This is a genomic window from Sphingomonas canaveralia (assembly GCF_047238125.1).
GTDB lineage: Bacteria > Pseudomonadota > Alphaproteobacteria > Sphingomonadales > Sphingomonadaceae > JBDFMH01.
Map to the genome: position 1 here is coordinate 2,400,482 of NZ_JBDFMH010000001.1, position 18,628 is coordinate 2,419,109.

Genomic DNA, 18,628 nt, shown 5'->3' on the forward strand with positions numbered 1-18,628 from the left:
GCATCAGACCTTCAGCACGTCGCGCCGCCGCAGCGGTCGCGCGAACAGTTCGGCCAGGTCGCCCGCCTGGTCGAAGCCATGGATCGGCGAGAACACCAGCTCGATCGCCCATTTGGTCGTCAGCCCTTCCGACTCGAGCGGATTGGCGAGGCCGAGGCCGCACACCGTCAGGTCCGGCCGCGCGGCGCGCACCCGATCGAGCTGCTTGTCGACATCCTGGCCCTCGCTGATCAGCGTGCCTGCGGGCAGCAGCGCCAGTTCCTTCGCCAGGTGGCGGCGGTGCAGATAGGGGGTGCCCACCTCGACGGGTTCCATCCCCAGCTCGTTGGCCAGGAACCGCGCCAGCGGCACTTCCAGCTGCGAATCGGGCAGGAAGCTGATGCGCTTGCCGGCCAGCCGCTCGGCGCTGTGGGCGATCGCGCGCTTGGCGCGCTCGCGGCCCGGCGCCACCACCCGGCGGAACTGCATCTCGTCCACGCCGAACGCGCGCGCGGCGGCATGCAGCCAGTCGGTCGTGCCTTCCGCACCGAACGGGAACAGCGCATCCAGCCGCACCGCGCCGCGATCCTCCAGCGCACGCGCCGTCTCGCCCAGGAAAGGTTGCGCCAGCAGGAAGCGCGTGTTCCGGCCGACCGGCGGCAGCGCGTCCGCGCGGCGCGCGGGCAGGCAGCGGACGGGCCCGATGCCGAGCTCGGCAAACAGCCGCAGGAACTGATCCTCGACGATATCGGGCAGCGCGCCGACGATCATCAGTTCGGGCGTGTCACCGGTCGCGGCGGGCAGTTCCGGCACCAGCGCGGCCAGGCAGGCATCCTCGCCCTCGGTGAAGGTCGTCTCGATGCCGCTGCCCGAATAGCTCAGGATCCGCGTGCCGCCCGCCTGAGTCGCCGACAACCGCTGCGCGGCCCGCGCCAGATCCAGCTTGATCACTTCCGAAGGGCAGGATCCGACCAGGAACAGCAGGCGGATGTCCGGCCGCCGCGCCAGCAGCTGGCCCACCACCTTGTCCAGCTCCGCCCCGCAATCGGCCATGCCGGCCAGGTCGCGCTCCTCGATGATCGCGGTGGCGAAGCGCGGTTCGGCGAAGATCATCACCCCGGCGGCGGATTGCAGCAGATGCGCGCAGGTACGCGATCCCACCACCAGGAAGAAGGCATCCTGGATCTTGCGGTGCAGCCAGATGATTCCGGTCAGCCCGCAGAACACTTCGCGCTGCCCGCGCTCGCGCAGCACCGGCGCATCGCTGCACCCGGCCGATGCCACGGCGGGCAGCGCCGCGGTCATGCCGTCGCCGCCATCGGCACCGCGCCGTCCAGCCGCGCCATCCTGAGCTTCCAAAGGAACTGCCCGGCATTGATCAGGTAGGTGGCATAGGCCGCCAGCGCGAGCAGCATCCGCCCCCGCTCGCTGCCCAGCGCCAGCACCAGCGCCACCAGATAGGCGGTGTGCAGCGCCAGCACGACCATGCTGAACAGATCCTCCCACCAGAAGGCGGGCGCGAACAGCCAGCGGCCGAACACGTCCTTCTCCCAGATCGAACCGGTGATCATGATCAGGTAGAGCGCGATCGTCTTGGCCACGATCGATGCGGTCGCCAGCCCCGCGCCTTCGCCCGTCGCCAGATAGCGCAGCACCAGCGCGAGGCTGACGAGGAAGATCAGGAACTGCACAGGCGCTAGGACTCCCTGCACCAGCGTCCAGCGCGATCGATCGCGGCGGGCGCGCTCGGCAGGCGTGTAGAGCGGGGCGCGGACGCTGTGGTCGCCGGCCGGATGCTGCATCGTCACGCCTCCTCTCCTGATCAGGAGACTAGGCCCGCCCGCCGCAGTGTGTCAATCAAACTTGACGTAAGCTTTCGTTGAATAAAAACTTCGGTCGGCGATTGCGGACGATTCCGAATGGGCATATCGTCCGAGTCGCCTGGGGGGCAGCCAAATGGCGCAAGTCGTGGTGCAGGTATTCTCCGTTGCATCGCGGACCGGGCAGGAGAGCCGGGCATGGCAACGGTCATCGGAACTGCGTCCCCGCGCACCCGCCAGTCGGGTGCCGCGTTCCGATCGGGCCCCGCCCCCGGCCGATCCCGCCCACGCACGCTGCCGCTCGGCCAGCTCGCACCCTCGCCCGCAGCGCTTGCGACCTTGATCGAAGGGCAGATCATTCCGCGGCTGATGCTGGCCAACGGCGTCGCACCGCGTGCGCCTGCTCACGCGATCGCGGGCGCGGCCGAGGATATTGTGCCGCTCGCGCTCGGCATCGATGCCGATGCGCTGCTGGCCCGGGTTGAGACGATCCTGGCCGAAGGCGTCACCATCGAACGGCTGATGGTCGATCTGCTGGCCCCCGCCGCGCGCCGGCTGGGTGAATTGTGGCACGAGGACCGCTGCGATTTCGTCGAGGTCACGATGGGGCTGTGGCGGCTGCAGGAAGTGGTGCGCGAGGTGTCGGCCGCCACGCCGCCCGTGCCGGTAAGCGGGCAAGGCCGCAGCGCGCTGTTCGCGGCGCTGCCCGGCGATCAGCACGGCTTCGGGGCAGTACTGGTGGACGAGGCGTTCCGCCGGTCGGGCTGGGATTCGGATCTGGCGGTCGGGCTTACCATGCCCGAACTGCTGCGCCGGGTGGGCGCAAGCTCCTATGCCCTGCTTGGATTGACCGTGAGTTGCGACTGCCATATCGCGCGCCTGCCATCCATGATCACGGCACTGCGGAGCGTCTCGGCGAATCCCAGGGTCAGCATCATGGTCGGCGGCCGGGTTTTCGTCGATGATCCCGATCTAGCCGGTCGGGTCGGCGCGGATGGCACGGCGGCCGATGCCTTTGCGGCCGTCGCGATTGCCGAAGACCTCGTGATCGAACGGATGGGCGCGATGGCCTGTGGCTGAGACGTAGAGGGAGAGCCGCAGCGGCGGCGCGGTGATGAACGACCACGACGCATCCCTGCAAGGCATTCGACCATTGATCGCGCGGTTCGCCGCGGTGGCCGAAGCCGTCTCAAGCCCGCTCCCCGTCGATACGCTGGCCGGCATCCTGGCCGCATCGGGCGATATCGTGCTGGCCTTGTCGGGCGACGGTGTCGTCGCCAGCATGGCATTCGGCGATGTCGATCCCATCGACGATGTCGAGGAATGGACCGGCCACCCGTTCGAACATCTCGTCACCGTGGAATCCCGCGCCAAGGTGCGCGAGATGCTGGCCGATGCCGCGCGCGGCGCGCCGGGCCGCTGGCGCCAGGTCAATCATCCCACCTCTGCCGGCGTGGTGCCGATCCGCTATGTCTGCCTGGCCGCGGGCTCGGGATTCGTCGCGATCGGTCGTGATCTGCGCGCCCAGGCCGCCACCCAACAGCGGCTGCTGCAGACCCAACAATCGCTGGAACGCGATTATCTGCGCTTGCGCCAGGCCGAGTCGCGCTATCGGCTGCTGTTCGATCTCTCGCCCGATCCGGTGCTGGTGATCAATGCCAGCACGCGCCGTATCCTGGAGGCGAACCCCGCCGCGCATGCCGCGCTCGCGCTGGCGCCCGGCACGCTGGTCCGCCAGCCGGCCGGCGCGCTCGTCGCCGCCGATGCGCAGGACGCGCTCATCGCGGCGCTGGGCGCCGCCCACGCGACCGGCCGCGCAGTACCCGTCACGCTTACCATGGCCAACGGCGTGGAGATGCAGGTCACTGCCTCTGCCTTCCGCCAGAACGATGCCGCATTGCTGTTGGTCCAGCTCGCGCCGCAGGCGGAAGCCAACCGCGCCACCGCGATCGACGATCGCCTGCGCACCGTCGTCGATCGCATGCCCGATGCCTTCGTGCTCACCGATCGCCGGCTCGGCATCCTCATCGCCAACGCCGCGTTCGTCGAACTTACCCAATCGGTGTCCGCCGAACGTGTGGCCGGCCGCAGGCTTGGCGACTGGCTGGGTCGGCCTGGCATCGATATCGAGCTGATTGTCGGGCAGCTGCGCGAGCATGGCGCCGCCCGCAATGTCTCGACCATCCTGCGCGACGAGATGGGTGCGCAGGAAGAGGTCGAGGTTTCGGCGGTCTCGGTCCGCGACCAGACCGGCGACATCTATGGCTTCGCGATCCGCGGCGTCGGCCGCCGCCTGCGCGATCTGCCGCCCGCCGAACGCGATCTGCCACGTTCGGTCGAACAATTGACCGAACTCGTCGGCCGGATGTCGCTGAAGGAAATCGTGCGCGAGAGCACCGACCTGATCGAGCGGCTCTGCATCGAAGCGGCGCTCAGCTACACGTCCGACAACCGCGCCTCGGCGGCCGAGATCCTGGGCCTCAGCCGGCAGAGCCTCTATTCGAAGCTGCATCGCCACGGCCTCGCCGCGCGCGATGAGGACCGCGGCTGACTGTCCAAACGCGTTGACACTCTAGGACGTCAGGCATAGCCTGCTCGCATGAGCCGGCCCTCGCTCCTGTCGCTGCCCGCACCGCTTCCGGCGCCGCGTGACATACTCGAGCTGCTGAAGCCGATCACCTGGTTTCCCCCGATGTGGGCCTTCCTGTGCGGAGTCGTCTCCTCGGGCGTGCCGCTGGGCGCGCGCTGGCCCTTCCTGATCGCGGGCGTGGTGCTGGCCGGGCCGTTGGTCTGCGGCACCAGCCAGGCAGTGAACGACTGGTTCGATCGCCATGTCGATGCCATCAACGAACCGCAGCGCCCGATCCCCTCGGGCCGGATCGCAGGTGACTGGGGGTTGCGGATTGCGCTGGCGGGCACCTTGCTCTCGCTGCTGGTCGCCGGCGCGATCGGCCCCTGGGTGTTCGCCGCCGGCTGCGTCGGCATCGCCTGCGCCTGGGCCTATAGCGCGCCGCCGCTGCGCCTGAAGGCCAGCGGGGTCTGGGGCCCGGCCACGGTCGGCTTCACCTATGAAGGGCTCAGCTGGTTCACCGGCGCGAGCGTGATGGCCGGCGCGCTGCCGCCGCCGCCCGTGCTGGCGGTACTGTTGCTCTACAGCGCAGGTGCCTGGGGCATCATGACGCTGAACGACTTCAAGGCGGTCGAAGGCGATCGGCGCACTGGTGTGCGATCGCTGCCCGCCACGATCGGTATCGATCGCGCGGCACGGATCGCCTGCGTCGCGATGGCGCTGCCGCAGATGGCGGTGGTCGCACTGTTGCTGCGGCTCGATCATATCGCGGCCGCGCTGGTGGTGGCCGCGCTGCTCGTCACCCAGTTCGGGCTGATGATCCGCCTGCTGCGCGACCCTTGCGCCCATGCGCCCTGGTACAACGCCACCGGCACCACCGCCTATGTGCTCGGCATGCTGGCCGCAGCCCTCGGCCTGGGCGGGGTGATCGGCGGATGAGGCCGTCGCCCGTCACCATCGCGATCGTGCGGCTCGGGCTGGTCCAGTCCGCGATCGGGGCGCTGGTGATGGTGGCGACGTCGCTGCTCAACCGCATCATGGTCGTCGAATATGCGCTGCCCGCAGCGTTGCCGGCCGGGCTGGTCGCCTGGCACTATGCGGTGCAGCTCAGCCGGCCGCTCAGCGGGCACGGGTCGGATCGCGGACGCCGCCGCACCCCGTGGATCGTCGGCGGCATGGCGCTGCTCGCGCTCGGCACGCTGCTGGCGGTGGATGCCGTACTGGTCCTGGGTGCCGGATCGGCCGCGGGGCTGCTGGCCGCGATCCTGGCCTTCTCGATGATCGGTGCCGGCGTCGGCGCGGCCGGCACGTCGCTCTTGGCGCTGCTTGCCGCCACCGTGCCGCCGGAACGGCGCGCCGCGGCCGCCGCGACCACATGGATCATGATGGTCGCCGGCATCGCGATCTCGGCCGGGGTCGCCGGCAGCCTCATCGATCCGTTCACGCCCGCGCGGCTGGCCAGTGTCGCCGGCACGGTCGCGCTTGCCGCTTTCCTGCTCGCGCTGGCCGCGGTCCACGGCGTCGAGCGGGCGGCGCTGCCACCACCCCCTGCCGATGCGCCGGTCGCATTCCGCGCGGCGCTGGCCGCGGTCTGGCAGGATGCGCCCGCGCGCCGCTTCACGCTGTTCGTCTTCATGGCGATGCTGGCCTATGCGATGCAGGACTTGATCCTGGAACCGTTCGCCGGCCTGCGCTTCGGCTACACGCCCGGCGAATCGACGCGGCTCGCCGGCGTCCAGCACGGCGCGGTGATGCTGGGCATGATCGCGACCGGGCTCGCCGGCCGTCATGCCCGCGGCCCGCTGCTGATCGTGGCGGGCTGCATCGGATCGGCGCTGGCGCTGGCCGGCCTTGCCGCCGCCGCGCTGGCCGGCCCCGGCTGGCCGCTCGCTCCTACGATCGCGCTGCTGGGCTTTGCCAATGGCGTGTTCGCGGTGGCGGCGATCGGCGCGATGATGGCGCTGGCCTCGGCCGGCCAGGGCAGCGCGGGCATCCGCATGGGACTGTGGGGCGCCGCGCAGGCGATCGCCTTCGGCTGTGGCGGCCTGCTCGGCGCGATCGGCGTCGATGCGCTGCGCACGATCGTTGCCGTGCCCACCGCCTTCCTGCTGGTGTTCGCGGGGGAAGCGCTGTTGTTCCTGGCCGCTGCCTGGATCGCGACCCGTGTCGCGCCCGCGCCGCGCGTGATGCTGCGAAAGGCGATGGCATGAGCATCGACTGGGATGTGGTGGTGATCGGCGGCGGCCCGTGCGGGGCCACGGCGGCCACCGATCTCGCGCGCGCCGGGCGGCGGGTGCTCCTCCTCGATCGCGCCGGCCGCATCAAGCCGTGCGGCGGCGCGATTCCACCGCGGCTGATCCGCGATTTCGCGATTCCCGATCATTTGCTGGTCGGCCGCGCCACGAGCGCGCGGATGATCGCACCGTCCGATCGCACGGTCGACATGCCGGTCGAGGGCGGCTTCGTGGGCATGGTCGATCGCGAACATTATGACGAATGGCTCCGCGCCCGTGCCGCGCTGGCCGGGGCGGAGCGACGCACCGGCAGTTTCGAGCGGATCGACCGCGCGGCCGACGGCACCGCCATCGTCGTGTACCGGCAATCGCGCGACGGGCCGGAGCTGGAGCTGCGCACGCGCAGCGTGATCGGCGCGGATGGCGCGCGGTCCGCGGTCGCCCGGGCCGAGTTGAAGGGTGCGGATCGCGTGCCCTGCGTGTTCGCCTATCACGAGATCGTGAAGTCGCCACCCGCAGGCACCGGCTTCGATCCGGCGCGTTGCGACGTCGTCTATCAGGGCCGCTACTCGCAGGATTTCTACGCCTGGATCTTCCCGCACGGCGAAACTGCCAGCATCGGCGTCGGCAGCGCCCTGAAAGGGGCGAGCCTGCGCGCCGCCATCGCGGACCTGCGGGCGCAGACCGGCCTCGCCGCGTGCGAGACGATCCGGTGCGAAGGCGCGCCGATCCCGCTGAAGCCGCTCAAGCGGTGGGATAATGGCCGCGATCTGGTGGTCGCGGGGGATGCCGCGGGGGTGGTCGCGCCCGCATCCGGCGAAGGCATCTATTATGCGATGGCGGCGGGCCGCGAAGCCGCCACGGCGGTCCACGAATTTCTCGCGACCGGCCGGCCACGCGCACTGGCGCAGGCGCGCAAGCGCTTCATGCGTGCGCATGGCCGGGTATTCTGGATCCTCGGGATCATGCAATATTTCTGGTACAGCAGCGATCGCCGCCGCGAACGCTTCGTGGCCATGTGCGCCGATCCCGATGTCCAGCGGCTGACTTGGCAGGCCTATATGAACAAGGAACTGGTGCGCGCCCGCCCGGCCGCGCACGCCCGCATCTTCTTCAAGGATCTCGGCCATTTGTTGAGATCGGCGGGATGACCCGGCTTGGCACTGCCTGGCTGATGCCGATGCTGGTGGCGGCGGCGCTCGCCGCGATGGTCGCGGTGATGGGGGCCACCATCACCGATCTCGGCCCCTGGTATCGCTCGCTCGCACAACCCGCCTGGGCACCGCCCGATGCGGCTTACGGCATCGCCTGGACGCTGATCTATGCGTCGGTCACGGTCGCGGCGGTCAGCGCGTGGAGCGCCACCGATAGCGCGCACGAGGCGGATTGGCTGTTCGGCATGTTCGCGCTGAACGGTTTCCTGAACATCGTCTGGAGCCTGTTGTTCTTCCGCTTCCACCGGCCCGATTGGGCGCTGGTCGAAGGCGTCGCGCTCTGGCTGTCGGTGGCGGCGCTCGTCATCCTGTGCGGGCGCCGCTCGCGGCTCGCTTTGGCGTTGCTGCTGCCCTATCTCGCCTGGGTCGGCGTCGCGCTTGCGCTCAATCTCGCGGTCGTGCGCCTGAACGGGCCGTTCGGCTGAACGACGCGCTCGCCCGGCTGTTCGCCAGCGGCCATGCGGCCGATCTGATCCTGCTGGTGATGCTCGCCGAAGGCCTGTGGCTGATCGCGCGCGATCGCACACGCGCCGGCGATGTCGTCGCCATGCTGCTGCCCGGCGCGCTGATGATCATCGGGTTGCGCAGCGCGCTCACCGGCGCGCCCTGGCCGGCGATCGCACTGCCGCTCGCGCTGTCGCTGCCGGCGCATGTCATCGACCTGCGCCGGCGCCGTTCGATCAGCTCAGCGTCTTCAGATAGGCGATGACGTCGGCACGCTTCTGGTCGTCCTTGACACCTGCGAACGTCATCTTGGTGCCCGGCACCACGCGCTGCGGATTTTCGAGATACTGGAACAGCTTGGCCTCGCTCCAGGTGATCCCGCTATTCTTGTTGGCGGGCGAATAGGTGTAGTTCGCCACCGTTCCGGCGGCGCGGCCGACGATGGCGTGCAGCGACGGGCCGATCCGGTTCTGCCCGGCCTCCGGCGAATGGCAGGTCTTGCACTGCACGAACACCTTCTCGCCGCTGGCGGCATCGCCAGTGAACGACGCGAAGGTCGCGCCGCTCAGCGTGTCGGTGGAATCGGCGGCGGGGGCCGCGGTCGCGCCGGCCGCGGGCGTCGCGGCGGGGGCGGCTTCGCTGGTGTTGGCGGCTGCGGTCGTCGTAGTCGCGGCTGTCGTGTCGGCAGCTTCGCTTTCAGGCTGTTTCGGGCTCGAACAGGCCGACAAAAGGGCCAGGGTCACCATACCGGCGGTTGCGCCGATCGACTTCATTCCAGGCATAATCCCTCCAACGACAGCGGCTCTCCAACTTCGCCGGAAGACGCTGCCGTCACCCGGTCGCGGGCGAAGATGCCCCGTCTGCCGGACATTCGCCAGTGTCAAAATCGCGCAACCATCGCCGTTGTTCCGCGCCCGAAAAGCTTGATTGATTTTATCCTTCGGCCTTCAGTTTCGCGGCGACCAGCGGCGCCACGCGGGCCGTGATCCGGTCGATCCCAGCCGCGTTGGGATGCACGCGATCGGGCAGCATCAACGTCCGATCGCCGATCGCGCCGGCCAGGAAGAAGGGATCCAGCACCGCGTCGTATCGCTCGGCCAGATCGGCATAGATCGGGTTGAACGCGCTCGCATAATCGGGGCCCAGATTGGGGGCGGCCACCATCCCCGTCAGCAGGATCGGGATGCCACGCCGCTTCAGTTCCTCGCAGATCGCGGTCAGGTTCGCGCGCGCCTCGGCCGGGTCGATCCCACGCAGCATGTCGTTGCCGCCCAGGTTCACCAGCACCAGGTCCGGCTTGCGCTCCAGCCCGTCCAGCGTGAAGGCAAGCCTCCGCAGCCCGGCCGCGCTGGTGTCGCCAGAGACCCCGGCATTCACCACTCGCGCCGCGATCCCGCTGCCGGCCAGCGCCTTTTCCAGCTCGGCCGGAAAGCTCTCGCCCGCCGGCACGCCATAACCGGCATATAGGCTGTCGCCGAATGCCACCACCAGCTTGCCATCGGGGTTCGGCACCGCCGCGGTCACCGCCGGCTCCGTGCCTGCCCCCATGTTCGCCGGCGCAGCCGGATCGGCATTTTCGCCGGAACAGCCCGCCAGCGCTTGGAGCATCGCCGTTGTCGCCACATATGCAAGGTCTCTCAGTCGCAAGGATGAACCCCTTCCAGTGCCGATCGATGCCGATGCTATCGCAATCCATGTCCGCAATGTCACGCTGACGCTGGGCACCGACGCCGCCCCCACCGAGATATTGAAAGGCATCGATCTCGATATCGCGGCCGGCAGCAGCGTGGCGGTGCTGGGGCCGTCCGGCTCGGGCAAGTCGTCGCTGATGGCGATCCTGTCGGGGCTCGAACAGGCCAGTGGCGGCGATGTCCGCGTCGCCGGCATCGATTATCGCACGCTGGGGGAAGACGGGCTGGCACAGGCGCGTCGCGGCCGCATCGGCATCGTGCTACAGAGCTTCCACCTGCTGCCCACGATGACCGCGCTGGAAAATGTCGCCGTGCCGCTGGAACTGGCCGGCGCGCCCGACGCCTTCGCCCGCGCGGCGGACGAGCTGGCCGCCGTCGGCCTGGGCCACCGCATCCACCATTATCCCGCGCAGTTGTCGGGTGGCGAACAGCAGCGCGTGGCGATCGCGCGCGCGGTCGTCGCCCGCCCGGCGATCCTGTTCGCGGACGAGCCGACCGGCAATCTCGATGGCGCGACCAGCGGCGCGATCGTCGATCTGCTGTTCGATCGCCAGGCCGCCGCCGGCGCCACGCTGCTGATCATCACCCATGATCCCGCGCTCGCGCGGCGCTGCGATCGCGTGCTGGAAATGCGCGATGGCCGGATCGTCGCGGATCGCGCGGCGTGACCGGGCTCGGCTGGGCCGCCAGCTGGCGGATCGCACGACGCGATCTCCACGCCGGCTTTCGCGGATTGCGGCTGCTGTTCGTCTGCCTGCTGCTCGGCGTCACCACGCTCGCCGCGATCGGCAGCCTGACCTCCGCGATCACCGGCGAGCTTGCCGCGCGGGGCCGCACGCTGCTGGGCGGCGATATCGAGATCGCGATGACCCAGCGCCAGATCGCACCGGCCGAACGCGCCGCGCTCGCCCGGCTCGGCACGGTCAGCGATACGGTGCGCACCCGCGCGATGGCGCGCGTGCCCGGCCGGACCGCAGCGGTGCTGACCGAACTCAAGGGCGTCGATCCGCGCTACCCGCTCTATGGCGCGCTCACGCTGACCGAAGGCCGCTATCGCCCGCTGGCGGCCGATGCGGTGCTGATCGATCGCGCGCTGGCCGAACGGCTGCTGGTCAAGCCCGGCGATCTGCTGCGCTACGGCGTCGCCGATTACCGGATTGCGGGCATCATCGCGGCAGAGCCCGATCGCGTCGGCGAAGGGTTCACGCTCGGGCCGGTCGCGATCGTATCGCTGGATGGCCTTGCCCGCAGCGCATTGCTGCAGCCGGGCGCGCTGTTCGAAAGCAAGTATCGCGTGCGCATGCCGCCCGCGCGCGATCCCGAAGCCGCGATCGATGCGCTCAAGGCGCGGTTCCCGTCGGCGGGGTTCGAATATAAGGATCGCGGCCGCGCCGCGCCGGGCGCGGATCGCTTCTTCCAGCGGATGGGGCAGTTCCTGTCGCTGATCGGGCTGGCCGCACTCGTGATCGCCGGCATCGGCGTCGGCAACGGGGTCGCTTCCTATCTCGCGCTCAAGCGGAACGGCATCGCTACGCTCAAGATATTGGGCGCCACGTCCGCCGATATCGCGCGAATCTATCGGATGCAGATCGGTGCGGTCGCCGGGCTCGCGGTCGGCTGCGGGCTGCTGCTGGGGGCGCTCCTGCCCGCGGCGCTGGTGGCGCTCACCCATGATCTGCTGCCGGTGCAGCCGGGCTTCGCGCTGTTCCCGTTGCCGCTGGCGACGAGCGCCGCCTACGGACTGCTGATCGCCTTCGCATTCGCCGCCGCCCCGCTGGCGCGCGCGCGAATGATCCCCGCCGCCGCACAGTTCCGCGATCTGCTCGAAGCGCGTCGCTCGGTCGATCGGCGCACGCGCGGGCTGGTGGCAGCGATGGCGGCGGGGGTGGCCGCGCTCGCGCTTGTCACGGCGCGCGATCCGCTGTTCACCGCGATCGTGCTCGGCGCCGTCGCCGCGGTGCTGCTGCTGTTGCTGGCGATCGGTGCGGGCATCCGCCGGGTGGCGGCGCGGCTGCCGCGACCGTCGCGTCCGCTGTTGCGGCTGGCGCTCGCCAATCTTCACCGCCCCGGCGCGCAGACCGTGCCGCTGGTGATCGCGCTCGGCCTGGCGCTCACCCTGTTCGTCACGCTCGCCGCGATCCAGACCAGCCTGGCAGCGGAGATCGGCCGCACCGTGCCGGCGCGCGCGCCCAATCAGTTCGTGCTCGATATCCCGTCGGACAGCCGCGCCGCCTTCGTCCGCACCGTGCGGGCTGCCGCGCCCGAAGCGCAGCTGAACATCGTCCCCTCGATGCGCGGCACGATCACCGCCTATGGCCGCACCCGTGTCGCCGATCTGAAGACGCTGCCCGAAGGCGCCTGGTTCCTGCGCGGCGAACGCGGCGTCACCTACAGCGGTCGCCTGCCGCAGGGCAGCGATCTGGTGGAAGGGCGCTGGTGGCCAGCCGATTATGCCGGCCCGCCGCTGGTGTCGCTCGATCGCGAGGCCGCCAAGACGCTCGGCATTGGGGTCGGCGATACGCTCACCGTCAGCGTGCTCGGCCGCGAGATCACCGCGCGGATCGCATCGCTGCGCAAGGTCAACTGGGATACGCTCGGCTTCAATTATGTGCTGGTCTTCTCGCCCAGCGCATTGGCCGGCGCGCCGCACAGCCTGACCGCCACCATCGATATCGATCGCGCGCATGAAGGCGCGGTCTCGCGTGCAATGCTTGCCGCCTTCCCCTCGGCTTCGATCATCGCGGTCAGCGAAGTGATCGGTCAGGTCCGTACGATCCTCGATCAGATGGCCACAGCGATCCTGATCTCGGCTTCGGTCACCATTCTCGCCGGCATCGCGGTGCTGATCGGCGCGATCGCCGCCTCGCGCCAGGTCCGCAGCTACGACAGCGTGATCCTGCGCACGCTGGGCGCCACCCGCTGGCAGGTGCTGGCCGCGCAGGCGCTGGAATATGCGGTGCTGGCCGCGCTGCTCGCCGCGGTCGCGCTCGCGCTGGGGCTGGCCGCGGGCTGGTATGTTATCGTGCAGCTGTTCGATTTCGGCTGGGCGCCGGATTGGGTGGTGGTGCTCGCCACGCTTGGCGGCGGTGCACTGCTGACGCTTGGGATCGGCCTTGCCGGCTCGCTCCCGCTGCTGTCCGCGCGCCCGGCACAGGCGCTGCGGCGGCTCTAGAGCCGGACCTTACAACCCGTTCGTGTCGAGCGAAGTCGAGACGCGCTCCGCCGCCCGCAAAGTCCCTCGACATCGCTTGGGACAAACGGGGGGGGACGCGCCTCAGTCGCCGCTGCTCTGGCTCACGCCTTCTCCAGCGTGCATTGCAGCGGATGCTGGTTCTGCCGGGCGAAGTCGATCACCTGCGAAACCTTCGTCTCCGCCACTTCATAGCTGAATACGCCGCACACGCCGACGCCCTTCTGGTGGACGTGCAGCATAACCCGCGTCGCATCCTCCATGCTCATCCGGAAGAAGCGTTGCAGGCACAGCACCACGAATTCCATCGGGGTGTAGTCGTCGTTCAGCATCAGCACCTTGTAGGGGCTGGGTTTCTTGGTCCGCGTCCGGGTACGGGTGGCGACACCCAGGCCCGTGCCGGTGTCGTCATCGCCTTCCTTGCGCCCCGCCATCTGCATGGGCGCGGGGCACGCATCGCTGATCATCGGTGCAACCGCACGCATCTTCGCTCACGCCTCCTCGGAACAGGCAGAATATGGCAAGCCATGCCCGCAGGGCAAGGGTCGCCGGGTGCCGGACGCACGAAAACGGCCGCCCCGGTCAGGGGGCGGCCGTCCGAAAACCCGTTGCCGGGCGATCCGGATCAGATCGCGGCGTTGGTCTTGATCTTCTCGGCCGCAACCGCATAGCGGCTCGACAGCGGCTGGGCGATGTCGCCGGCCAGCTTCAGGAAGCTCTCCGAGAACTTCGACGCGTCCGAAACGGCGGTGTCGAAATAGCTCTTGGCGAACTCGCTCTGCAGCTGGAAAAGCTCGGTCGGCGACTTGACCGACGCGAAGCTCTTCATCGCGGCGGTCGAGGCCTCGAAATGCTTCTTCATCGTCTCGGCGACGTCCTGCGCCATCGTCTCGGCGCCCTTGGCGGCGACGCGGCCCGAAGCGACCAGCGCCTCGACATTGCCCTTGGTGAACTCGGTCATTTCCTCGGCCATCTTGGCCGACTTCTCCATCGCACCCTTGGCGCGGTCGTTGAAGTCGCCCATCACCTTGTCGGCATTGGCCTTGGTGCTCTCGAAAGTCGTTGCCATGGTCGTCAGTCCTTTCATCAGCGGCGCGGTGGCTGCCACCGGGCTCGGCTTGGTTTCTTCGGTCGTCGTCTTCGTCACGGGGCTGGCCGGTTCGACCGGCTTCGGCTTTGCCGCGGCCGGGACGACAGGCGCGGCGGGTTTGGCGGCCACGGGGGCCGCGGGCTTCGGTTTGGGGGCAGGCGCCGCCGCCACGGGGGCCGGGGCGGGCGCGGGCTTTGCCACCGGCGCTTCGGCCTTGATCGGGGCCGGCTTCACCGGCTCGATCTTGGCAGGATCGCTCTTGGCAGGCGCCGGCGCTTCGGCCTTGGCGGCAATCGCTTCCGGCTTCGTCGCGGTCGGCTTGGACGCCTCGGGCTTCACCGCATCGGCCTTGGCCACGATCGCTTCCGGCTTCACCACCGGCTTGTCGGCGGTGGGCGCGGGCTTGGCGATCGCCGGCTTTGGTGCCGCAGGCTTCGTAGTTGCGGTGTTGACCGCAGCGCCGCCAGGCAGGCCGGGTGCCAGCTTGCCGCCATTGGCCGCAGCCGCCTTCGCAGGCTTCTTGCCAGAACCATTAGCGGACATGCTCACACTCCCAACCATCGTTGTTGCAACGCACAATAATGGCTGAGCAAGCATATTGCAAGTGCTTTTGTGCACTGCAGCAAAATGGTCATGAACGATCAAATTCGGCCCAACGATATATGGGCTAACCTGCCGCCACGCCACGGATTCCGATGAAGGGATAACGCGCGGCGAACGAGATCCTCGCCGTTACCGCACCGCAAACGGATCGGCAAGTTTCAGACTGTTTCCGCCGTGCGTTCAGCGGCTGCGGACATAGCGGCCGGGCGCATCCTCGATCGCGGCCAGGCTGCCCTTCCCCGGCACACGCGCCTTCTTGGCGGGCACCTGCTTGCCCGATCGCGCGGCGATCCAGTCCAGCCAATCGGGCCACCAGCTGCCGCGTGTCTCGGTCGCGCCCGCGACGAATTCGTCCAGCGTCGCCACTTCGCGGTCATTGGTCCAATATTGATATTTGCCAGCGCTCGGTGGATTCACCACGCCCGCGATATGCCCCGATCCCGCCAGCACGAAGCGGATCGGTCCGCGGAAATGATGGGTCAGCTTCCACACGCTTTCGGCCGGCGCGATATGGTCCTCGCGGCCGGCCTGAATATAGCAGGGCGTCTTCACCCGCCCCAGGTCTATCGGCGTCCCCGCCACCACATATTCGCCGGCCTGCGCCAGCTTGTTGTCGCGGTACAGGTCTTCCAGATAGGCCTTGTGCCACTTGGCAGGCAGGTTGGTGGTGTCGCCGTTCCAGTGGAGCAGGTCGAACGGCGGGTAATCCTGCCCCATCATGTAGTTGTTGACGACGTAGGACCAGATCAGGTCACGCCCGCGCAGCAGGTTGAAGGTGGCCGCCATGTAGCGCCCGTCGAGAAAGCCATGCTCGGCCGATAGCGCCGTCAGCAGCGCCATCTGGTCCTCGCTCACGAACAGTTGCAGGTCGCCTGCCTGCTCGAAATCGACCTGCGCGGTGAAGAAGGTCGCGCTTGCCACCTTGTCGGCCTGCCCCCGCTCCGCCAGCAGCGCCAGCGTCGCAGCCAGCGTGGTGCCGGCCACGCAGTAACCGATCGTGTGGACGCCGCCCACGCCCAGCGCATCGCGCACCGTGTCGATCGCGTCGATCTGCCCGCGCTCGACATAATCGTCCATCGTCACGTCCGCCATCGACGCGTCGGCGGATTTCCAAGACACCACGAACACGGTGATGCCCTGCTCGACCGCCCAGCGGATGAAGCTCTTCTCCGGGTTCAGGTCCAGGATGTAATAGCGGTTGATCCAGGGCGGGAAGATCAGCAGCGGCGTTTCGAACACCGTCTTGGTGGTCGGGCTGTACTGGATCAGCTGGTAGAGATCGGTTTCCTTGATCACCTTGCCCGGCGTGGTCGCGATGTTGCGCCCTAGCTCGAATGCCTCGCCCGGCGTGTGGGTGAGCTGGCCCTTGGTCATGTCGGCCAGCATCCGCTCCAGCCCGGTCAGCAGGTTCTGGCCGTTGCTCTCGATCGTCTTCTCGATCACCTGCGGGTTGGTGACGGGGAAGTTGGATGGGCTGACCGCATCGATATAGGCGCGGGTGGCAAAGCGGATCTTTTCGCGCTGCTTCTCGTCAACACCCTCGATCGCGTCCACCCCGCGCAGCATGTGATCGGCCACCATCAGATAGCTCTGGCGGATCATGTCGAACAGCGGGTTGTCGCGCCACTGCGGCGCGGAAAAGCGCCGGTCCTTGTCGGCCGCCGCTGCCAGCGGCGATGGCACGGGCGGATCTTCCGGCGTCACGAAGCGCTGCCACATGATCATGCTGTCGGCCCAGAAATCGGCCTGCGCCTTGGCGATCCGCGCCGGATCGCCGGTGAAGCCCGGCAGCTTGCCGATCGCATCGGCCTTGCCCGCGCGGTTCATCTGCGCGGACACATATTCCATCATCATCTGCTGGGCGGAACCGATCACGCCGGTCCATTGCTGCATCTGTTCCAGGCTGGGGATGGCCGCCGCAGCCCCGGTTGCGGGCTTGCCCGTCTCGTCCGTCATCAGGCCTCCTCTCGCGACCGCCGATCGCGCCTGTCGCGCGGCGCGAATCCGGCCTATAGCCAAGCCCCTTGGTGTCATCATGGGCGATCCTGCCCGCGCCGCCAAGTCCGTAGCCCAAGAGGATAAGATGTCCGAGGAATTCTACCGCATCAAGCGCTTGCCGCCTTATGTCATCGCCGAAGTCAATGCGATGCGGGCACGGGCGCGGGCGGCGGGCGAGGACATCATCGATCTCGGCATGGGCAATCCCGATCTGCCGCCGCCGCCGCACGTGATCGACAAGCTGGTCGAAGTCGCGCGCAAGCCGGACGCCCACGGCTATTCGGCGTCCAAGGGCATTCCCGGCCTGCGCCGCGCCCAGGCCAACTATTATGGCCGCCGCTTCGGGGTCGATCTCGATCCGGAAACCGAAGTCGTCGTCACCATGGGGTCGAAGGAAGGCCTGTCCAGCCTCGCCACCGCGATCACCGCGCCCGGCGATGTCGTGCTGGCGCCCAATCCCAGCTACCCGATCCACACCTTCGGCTTCATCATCGCCGGCGCCACCATCCGCGCGGTGCCGACCACACCCGACGATCGCTACTGGGATGCGCTCGATCGCGCGATGAAGTTCACCGTGCCCAAGCCGTCGGTGCTGGTGGTCGGCTATCCGTCGAACCCCACTGCCGAAGTCGTCGATCTCGCCTTCTACGAACGGCTCGTCGCCTGGGCGAAGGAACATAAGGTCTGGGTGCTCAGCGACCTTGCCTATTCCGAGCTCTATTATGATGGCTGCCCCACGCCTTCGATCCTGCAGGTGCCCGGCGCGAAGGACGTCGCGGTCGAATTCACCTCGATGTCGAAAACCTATTCGATGGCCGGCTGGCGGATGGGCTTCGCGGTCGGCAACAAGACGCTGATCGCGGCGCTTACCCGCGTGAAGAGCTATCTGGATTATGGCGCCTTCACGCCGATCCAGGCGGCCGCCTGCGCCGCGCTCAACGGTCCGCAGGATATCGTCGAGAAGAACCGGCTCCTGTATCAGCGCCGGCGCGACGTGCTGGTCGAAAGCTTCGGCCGCGCCGGCTGGGATATCCCGTCCCCCCGCGCCTCGATGTTCGCCTGGGCGCCGATGCCGCCCGCGCTCACCCACCTCGGCAGCCTCGAATTCTCAAAGCAGCTGCTCACCCATGCCGGCGTCGCGGTGGCGGCGGGCGTGGGCTATGGTGAGGAAGGCGAAGGCTATGTCCGGATCGCGATGGTCGAAAACGAACAGCGCATCCGCCAGGCCGCCCGCAACGTGAAAAAATATCTCGCCAGCATGGGCGTCAACACCGGCGCGAAGACTGGGTGACTTCCCGGGAGTTGTGCGGCGGAACCGACTGAAATCCTCCCCCGGCGGGGGAGGGGGACCATTGCGAAGCAATGGTGGAGGGGTAGGCTGCCGCATGCTCCACGGCCCGAAACCAACCCAGCGCCGTGCCAGAACGCTTCGCAAGGCCATGAGCCTTCCCGAAATACTGCTCTGGCAGGCCCTGCGAACTCGACCGGCGGGTCTGCGGTTTCGCCGTCAGCATCCCGCCGGGCCATACGTGCTCGACTTCTTCTGCGCCACGCATCGGCTCGCGGTCGGGATCGACGGCGAGGCGCACGACTGCGGAACACGACCCGTTCGCGATGCGCGGCGCGACGTCTGGCTGGCAGGTCAGGGCGTCCGCGTCATCAGGATCGCGGCGCGCGCTGTGCTCGCTGATCTCGACGCGGTTGTGCGTCTGATCGCAAGCACCCCGCCTGGCGCGCGCTACCCCTCCACCAGCTTCGCTGGTCCCCCTCCCCCTCCGGGGGAGGAGTAACCTCGC

18 protein-coding genes are annotated in these 18,628 nt (G+C 68.6%); 11 read left to right on the forward strand and 7 right to left on the reverse strand.

Annotated elements, in window-relative coordinates; all coding sequences use genetic code 11:
* Positions 1 to 3 precede the first annotated feature (3 nt).
* Positions 4 to 1,284 carry a ferredoxin:protochlorophyllide reductase (ATP-dependent) subunit N gene (locus ABC347_RS12000; protein WP_413245958.1) on the reverse strand — a complete coding sequence of 427 codons (1,281 nt, stop codon included), beginning with the start codon at positions 1,282 to 1,284 and terminating at the stop codon, positions 4 to 6.
* Positions 1,281 to 1,781, reverse strand: coding sequence for a 2-vinyl bacteriochlorophyllide hydratase (gene bchF, locus ABC347_RS12005; protein WP_413247049.1), 501 nt, complete (start codon positions 1,779 to 1,781; stop codon positions 1,281 to 1,283). The genes ABC347_RS12000 and bchF overlap by 4 nt, the downstream gene beginning before the upstream one ends.
* Positions 1,782 to 1,997: 216 nt before the next feature.
* Between bchF and ABC347_RS12010 the strand changes: the two genes are divergently transcribed.
* The 7 genes from ABC347_RS12010 to ABC347_RS12040 are packed head-to-tail and all read left to right on the forward strand — an operon-like array spanning position 1,998 to position 8,525.
* Positions 1,998 to 2,879, forward strand: coding sequence for a cobalamin B12-binding domain-containing protein (locus tag ABC347_RS12010; protein WP_413245959.1), 882 nt, complete (start codon positions 1,998 to 2,000; stop codon positions 2,877 to 2,879).
* A 34-nt stretch (positions 2,880 to 2,913) separates the two neighbouring features.
* Entirely contained in the window at positions 2,914 to 4,350 is a 1,437-nt protein-coding gene (gene ppsR, locus ABC347_RS12015; protein WP_413245960.1) for a transcriptional regulator PpsR, read from the forward strand.
* 48 nt (positions 4,351 to 4,398) lie between these two features.
* Positions 4,399 to 5,307, forward strand: a complete 909-nt coding sequence (gene chlG / locus ABC347_RS12020; RefSeq protein WP_413245961.1) for a chlorophyll synthase ChlG — start codon at positions 4,399 to 4,401, stop codon at positions 5,305 to 5,307.
* On the forward strand, positions 5,304 to 6,578 hold the full coding sequence (locus ABC347_RS12025) for a BCD family MFS transporter (protein WP_413245962.1): 1,275 nt from the start codon (positions 5,304 to 5,306) through the stop codon (positions 6,576 to 6,578). The genes chlG and ABC347_RS12025 overlap by 4 nt, the downstream gene beginning before the upstream one ends.
* Positions 6,575 to 7,753 carry a geranylgeranyl diphosphate reductase gene (locus ABC347_RS12030; RefSeq protein ID WP_413245963.1) on the forward strand — a complete coding sequence of 393 codons (1,179 nt, stop codon included), beginning with the start codon at positions 6,575 to 6,577 and terminating at the stop codon, positions 7,751 to 7,753. The genes ABC347_RS12025 and ABC347_RS12030 overlap by 4 nt, the downstream gene beginning before the upstream one ends.
* Positions 7,750 to 8,241 carry a TspO/MBR family protein gene (locus ABC347_RS12035; protein WP_413245964.1) on the forward strand — a complete coding sequence of 164 codons (492 nt, stop codon included), beginning with the start codon at positions 7,750 to 7,752 and terminating at the stop codon, positions 8,239 to 8,241. Before ABC347_RS12030 ends, ABC347_RS12035 begins: the two co-directional genes overlap by 4 nt.
* A gap of 59 nt (positions 8,242 to 8,300) precedes the next feature.
* The gene (locus ABC347_RS12040; protein ID WP_413247050.1) at positions 8,301 to 8,525 is read left to right on the forward strand and encodes a hypothetical protein; all 225 of its coding nucleotides are present in this window, start codon (positions 8,301 to 8,303) and stop codon (positions 8,523 to 8,525) included.
* Here the strand turns inward: ABC347_RS12040 and ABC347_RS12045 are convergent.
* Entirely contained in the window at positions 8,497 to 9,042 is a 546-nt protein-coding gene (locus tag ABC347_RS12045) for a c-type cytochrome (RefSeq protein ID WP_413245965.1), read from the reverse strand. The two genes, ABC347_RS12040 and ABC347_RS12045, sit on opposite strands and share 29 nt — an antisense overlap.
* Positions 9,043 to 9,193: 151 nt before the next feature.
* Positions 9,194 to 9,868 carry an arylesterase gene (locus ABC347_RS12050; RefSeq protein WP_413245966.1) on the reverse strand — a complete coding sequence of 225 codons (675 nt, stop codon included), beginning with the start codon at positions 9,866 to 9,868 and terminating at the stop codon, positions 9,194 to 9,196.
* A gap of 55 nt (positions 9,869 to 9,923) precedes the next feature.
* Between ABC347_RS12050 and ABC347_RS12055 the strand changes: the two genes are divergently transcribed.
* Together ABC347_RS12055 and ABC347_RS12060 are read left to right on the forward strand one after the other, a co-directional pair.
* A complete protein-coding gene (locus tag ABC347_RS12055) occupies positions 9,924 to 10,619 on the forward strand; it encodes an ABC transporter ATP-binding protein (RefSeq protein ID WP_413245967.1) in 696 nt (231 codons plus the stop codon).
* Positions 10,616 to 13,123: an ABC transporter permease gene (locus tag ABC347_RS12060; RefSeq protein WP_413245968.1), complete on the forward strand. Its 2,508-nt coding sequence runs from the start codon at positions 10,616 to 10,618 to the stop codon at positions 13,121 to 13,123. Before ABC347_RS12055 ends, ABC347_RS12060 begins: the two co-directional genes overlap by 4 nt.
* Before the next feature lie 122 nt (positions 13,124 to 13,245).
* Here ABC347_RS12060 and clpS read toward each other — a convergent pair whose 3' ends face one another.
* The 3 genes from clpS to ABC347_RS12075 all read right to left on the reverse strand — a co-directional run bounded on the left by clpS (position 13,246) and on the right by ABC347_RS12075 (position 16,790).
* The gene (clpS, locus tag ABC347_RS12065) at positions 13,246 to 13,575 is read right to left on the reverse strand and encodes an ATP-dependent Clp protease adapter ClpS (protein WP_413247051.1); all 330 of its coding nucleotides are present in this window, start codon (positions 13,573 to 13,575) and stop codon (positions 13,246 to 13,248) included.
* A 191-nt stretch (positions 13,576 to 13,766) separates the two neighbouring features.
* Entirely contained in the window at positions 13,767 to 14,774 is a 1,008-nt protein-coding gene (locus ABC347_RS12070; RefSeq protein WP_413245969.1) for a phasin family protein, read from the reverse strand.
* A gap of 240 nt (positions 14,775 to 15,014) precedes the next feature.
* On the reverse strand, positions 15,015 to 16,790 hold the full coding sequence (locus ABC347_RS12075) for a PHA/PHB synthase family protein (RefSeq protein ID WP_413245970.1): 1,776 nt from the start codon (positions 16,788 to 16,790) through the stop codon (positions 15,015 to 15,017).
* Positions 16,791 to 16,917: 127 nt separating this feature from the next.
* On the opposite strand from ABC347_RS12075, the gene ABC347_RS12080 reads away from it, so the two are divergent.
* Both ABC347_RS12080 and ABC347_RS12085 read left to right on the forward strand, forming a co-directional pair.
* Positions 16,918 to 18,123 carry an LL-diaminopimelate aminotransferase gene (locus ABC347_RS12080; RefSeq protein WP_413245971.1) on the forward strand — a complete coding sequence of 402 codons (1,206 nt, stop codon included), beginning with the start codon at positions 16,918 to 16,920 and terminating at the stop codon, positions 18,121 to 18,123.
* Between the two features lie 94 nt (positions 18,124 to 18,217).
* The gene (locus ABC347_RS12085; protein ID WP_413245972.1) at positions 18,218 to 18,622 is read left to right on the forward strand and encodes an endonuclease domain-containing protein; all 405 of its coding nucleotides are present in this window, start codon (positions 18,218 to 18,220) and stop codon (positions 18,620 to 18,622) included.
* Positions 18,623 to 18,628: the final 6 nt, after the last annotated feature.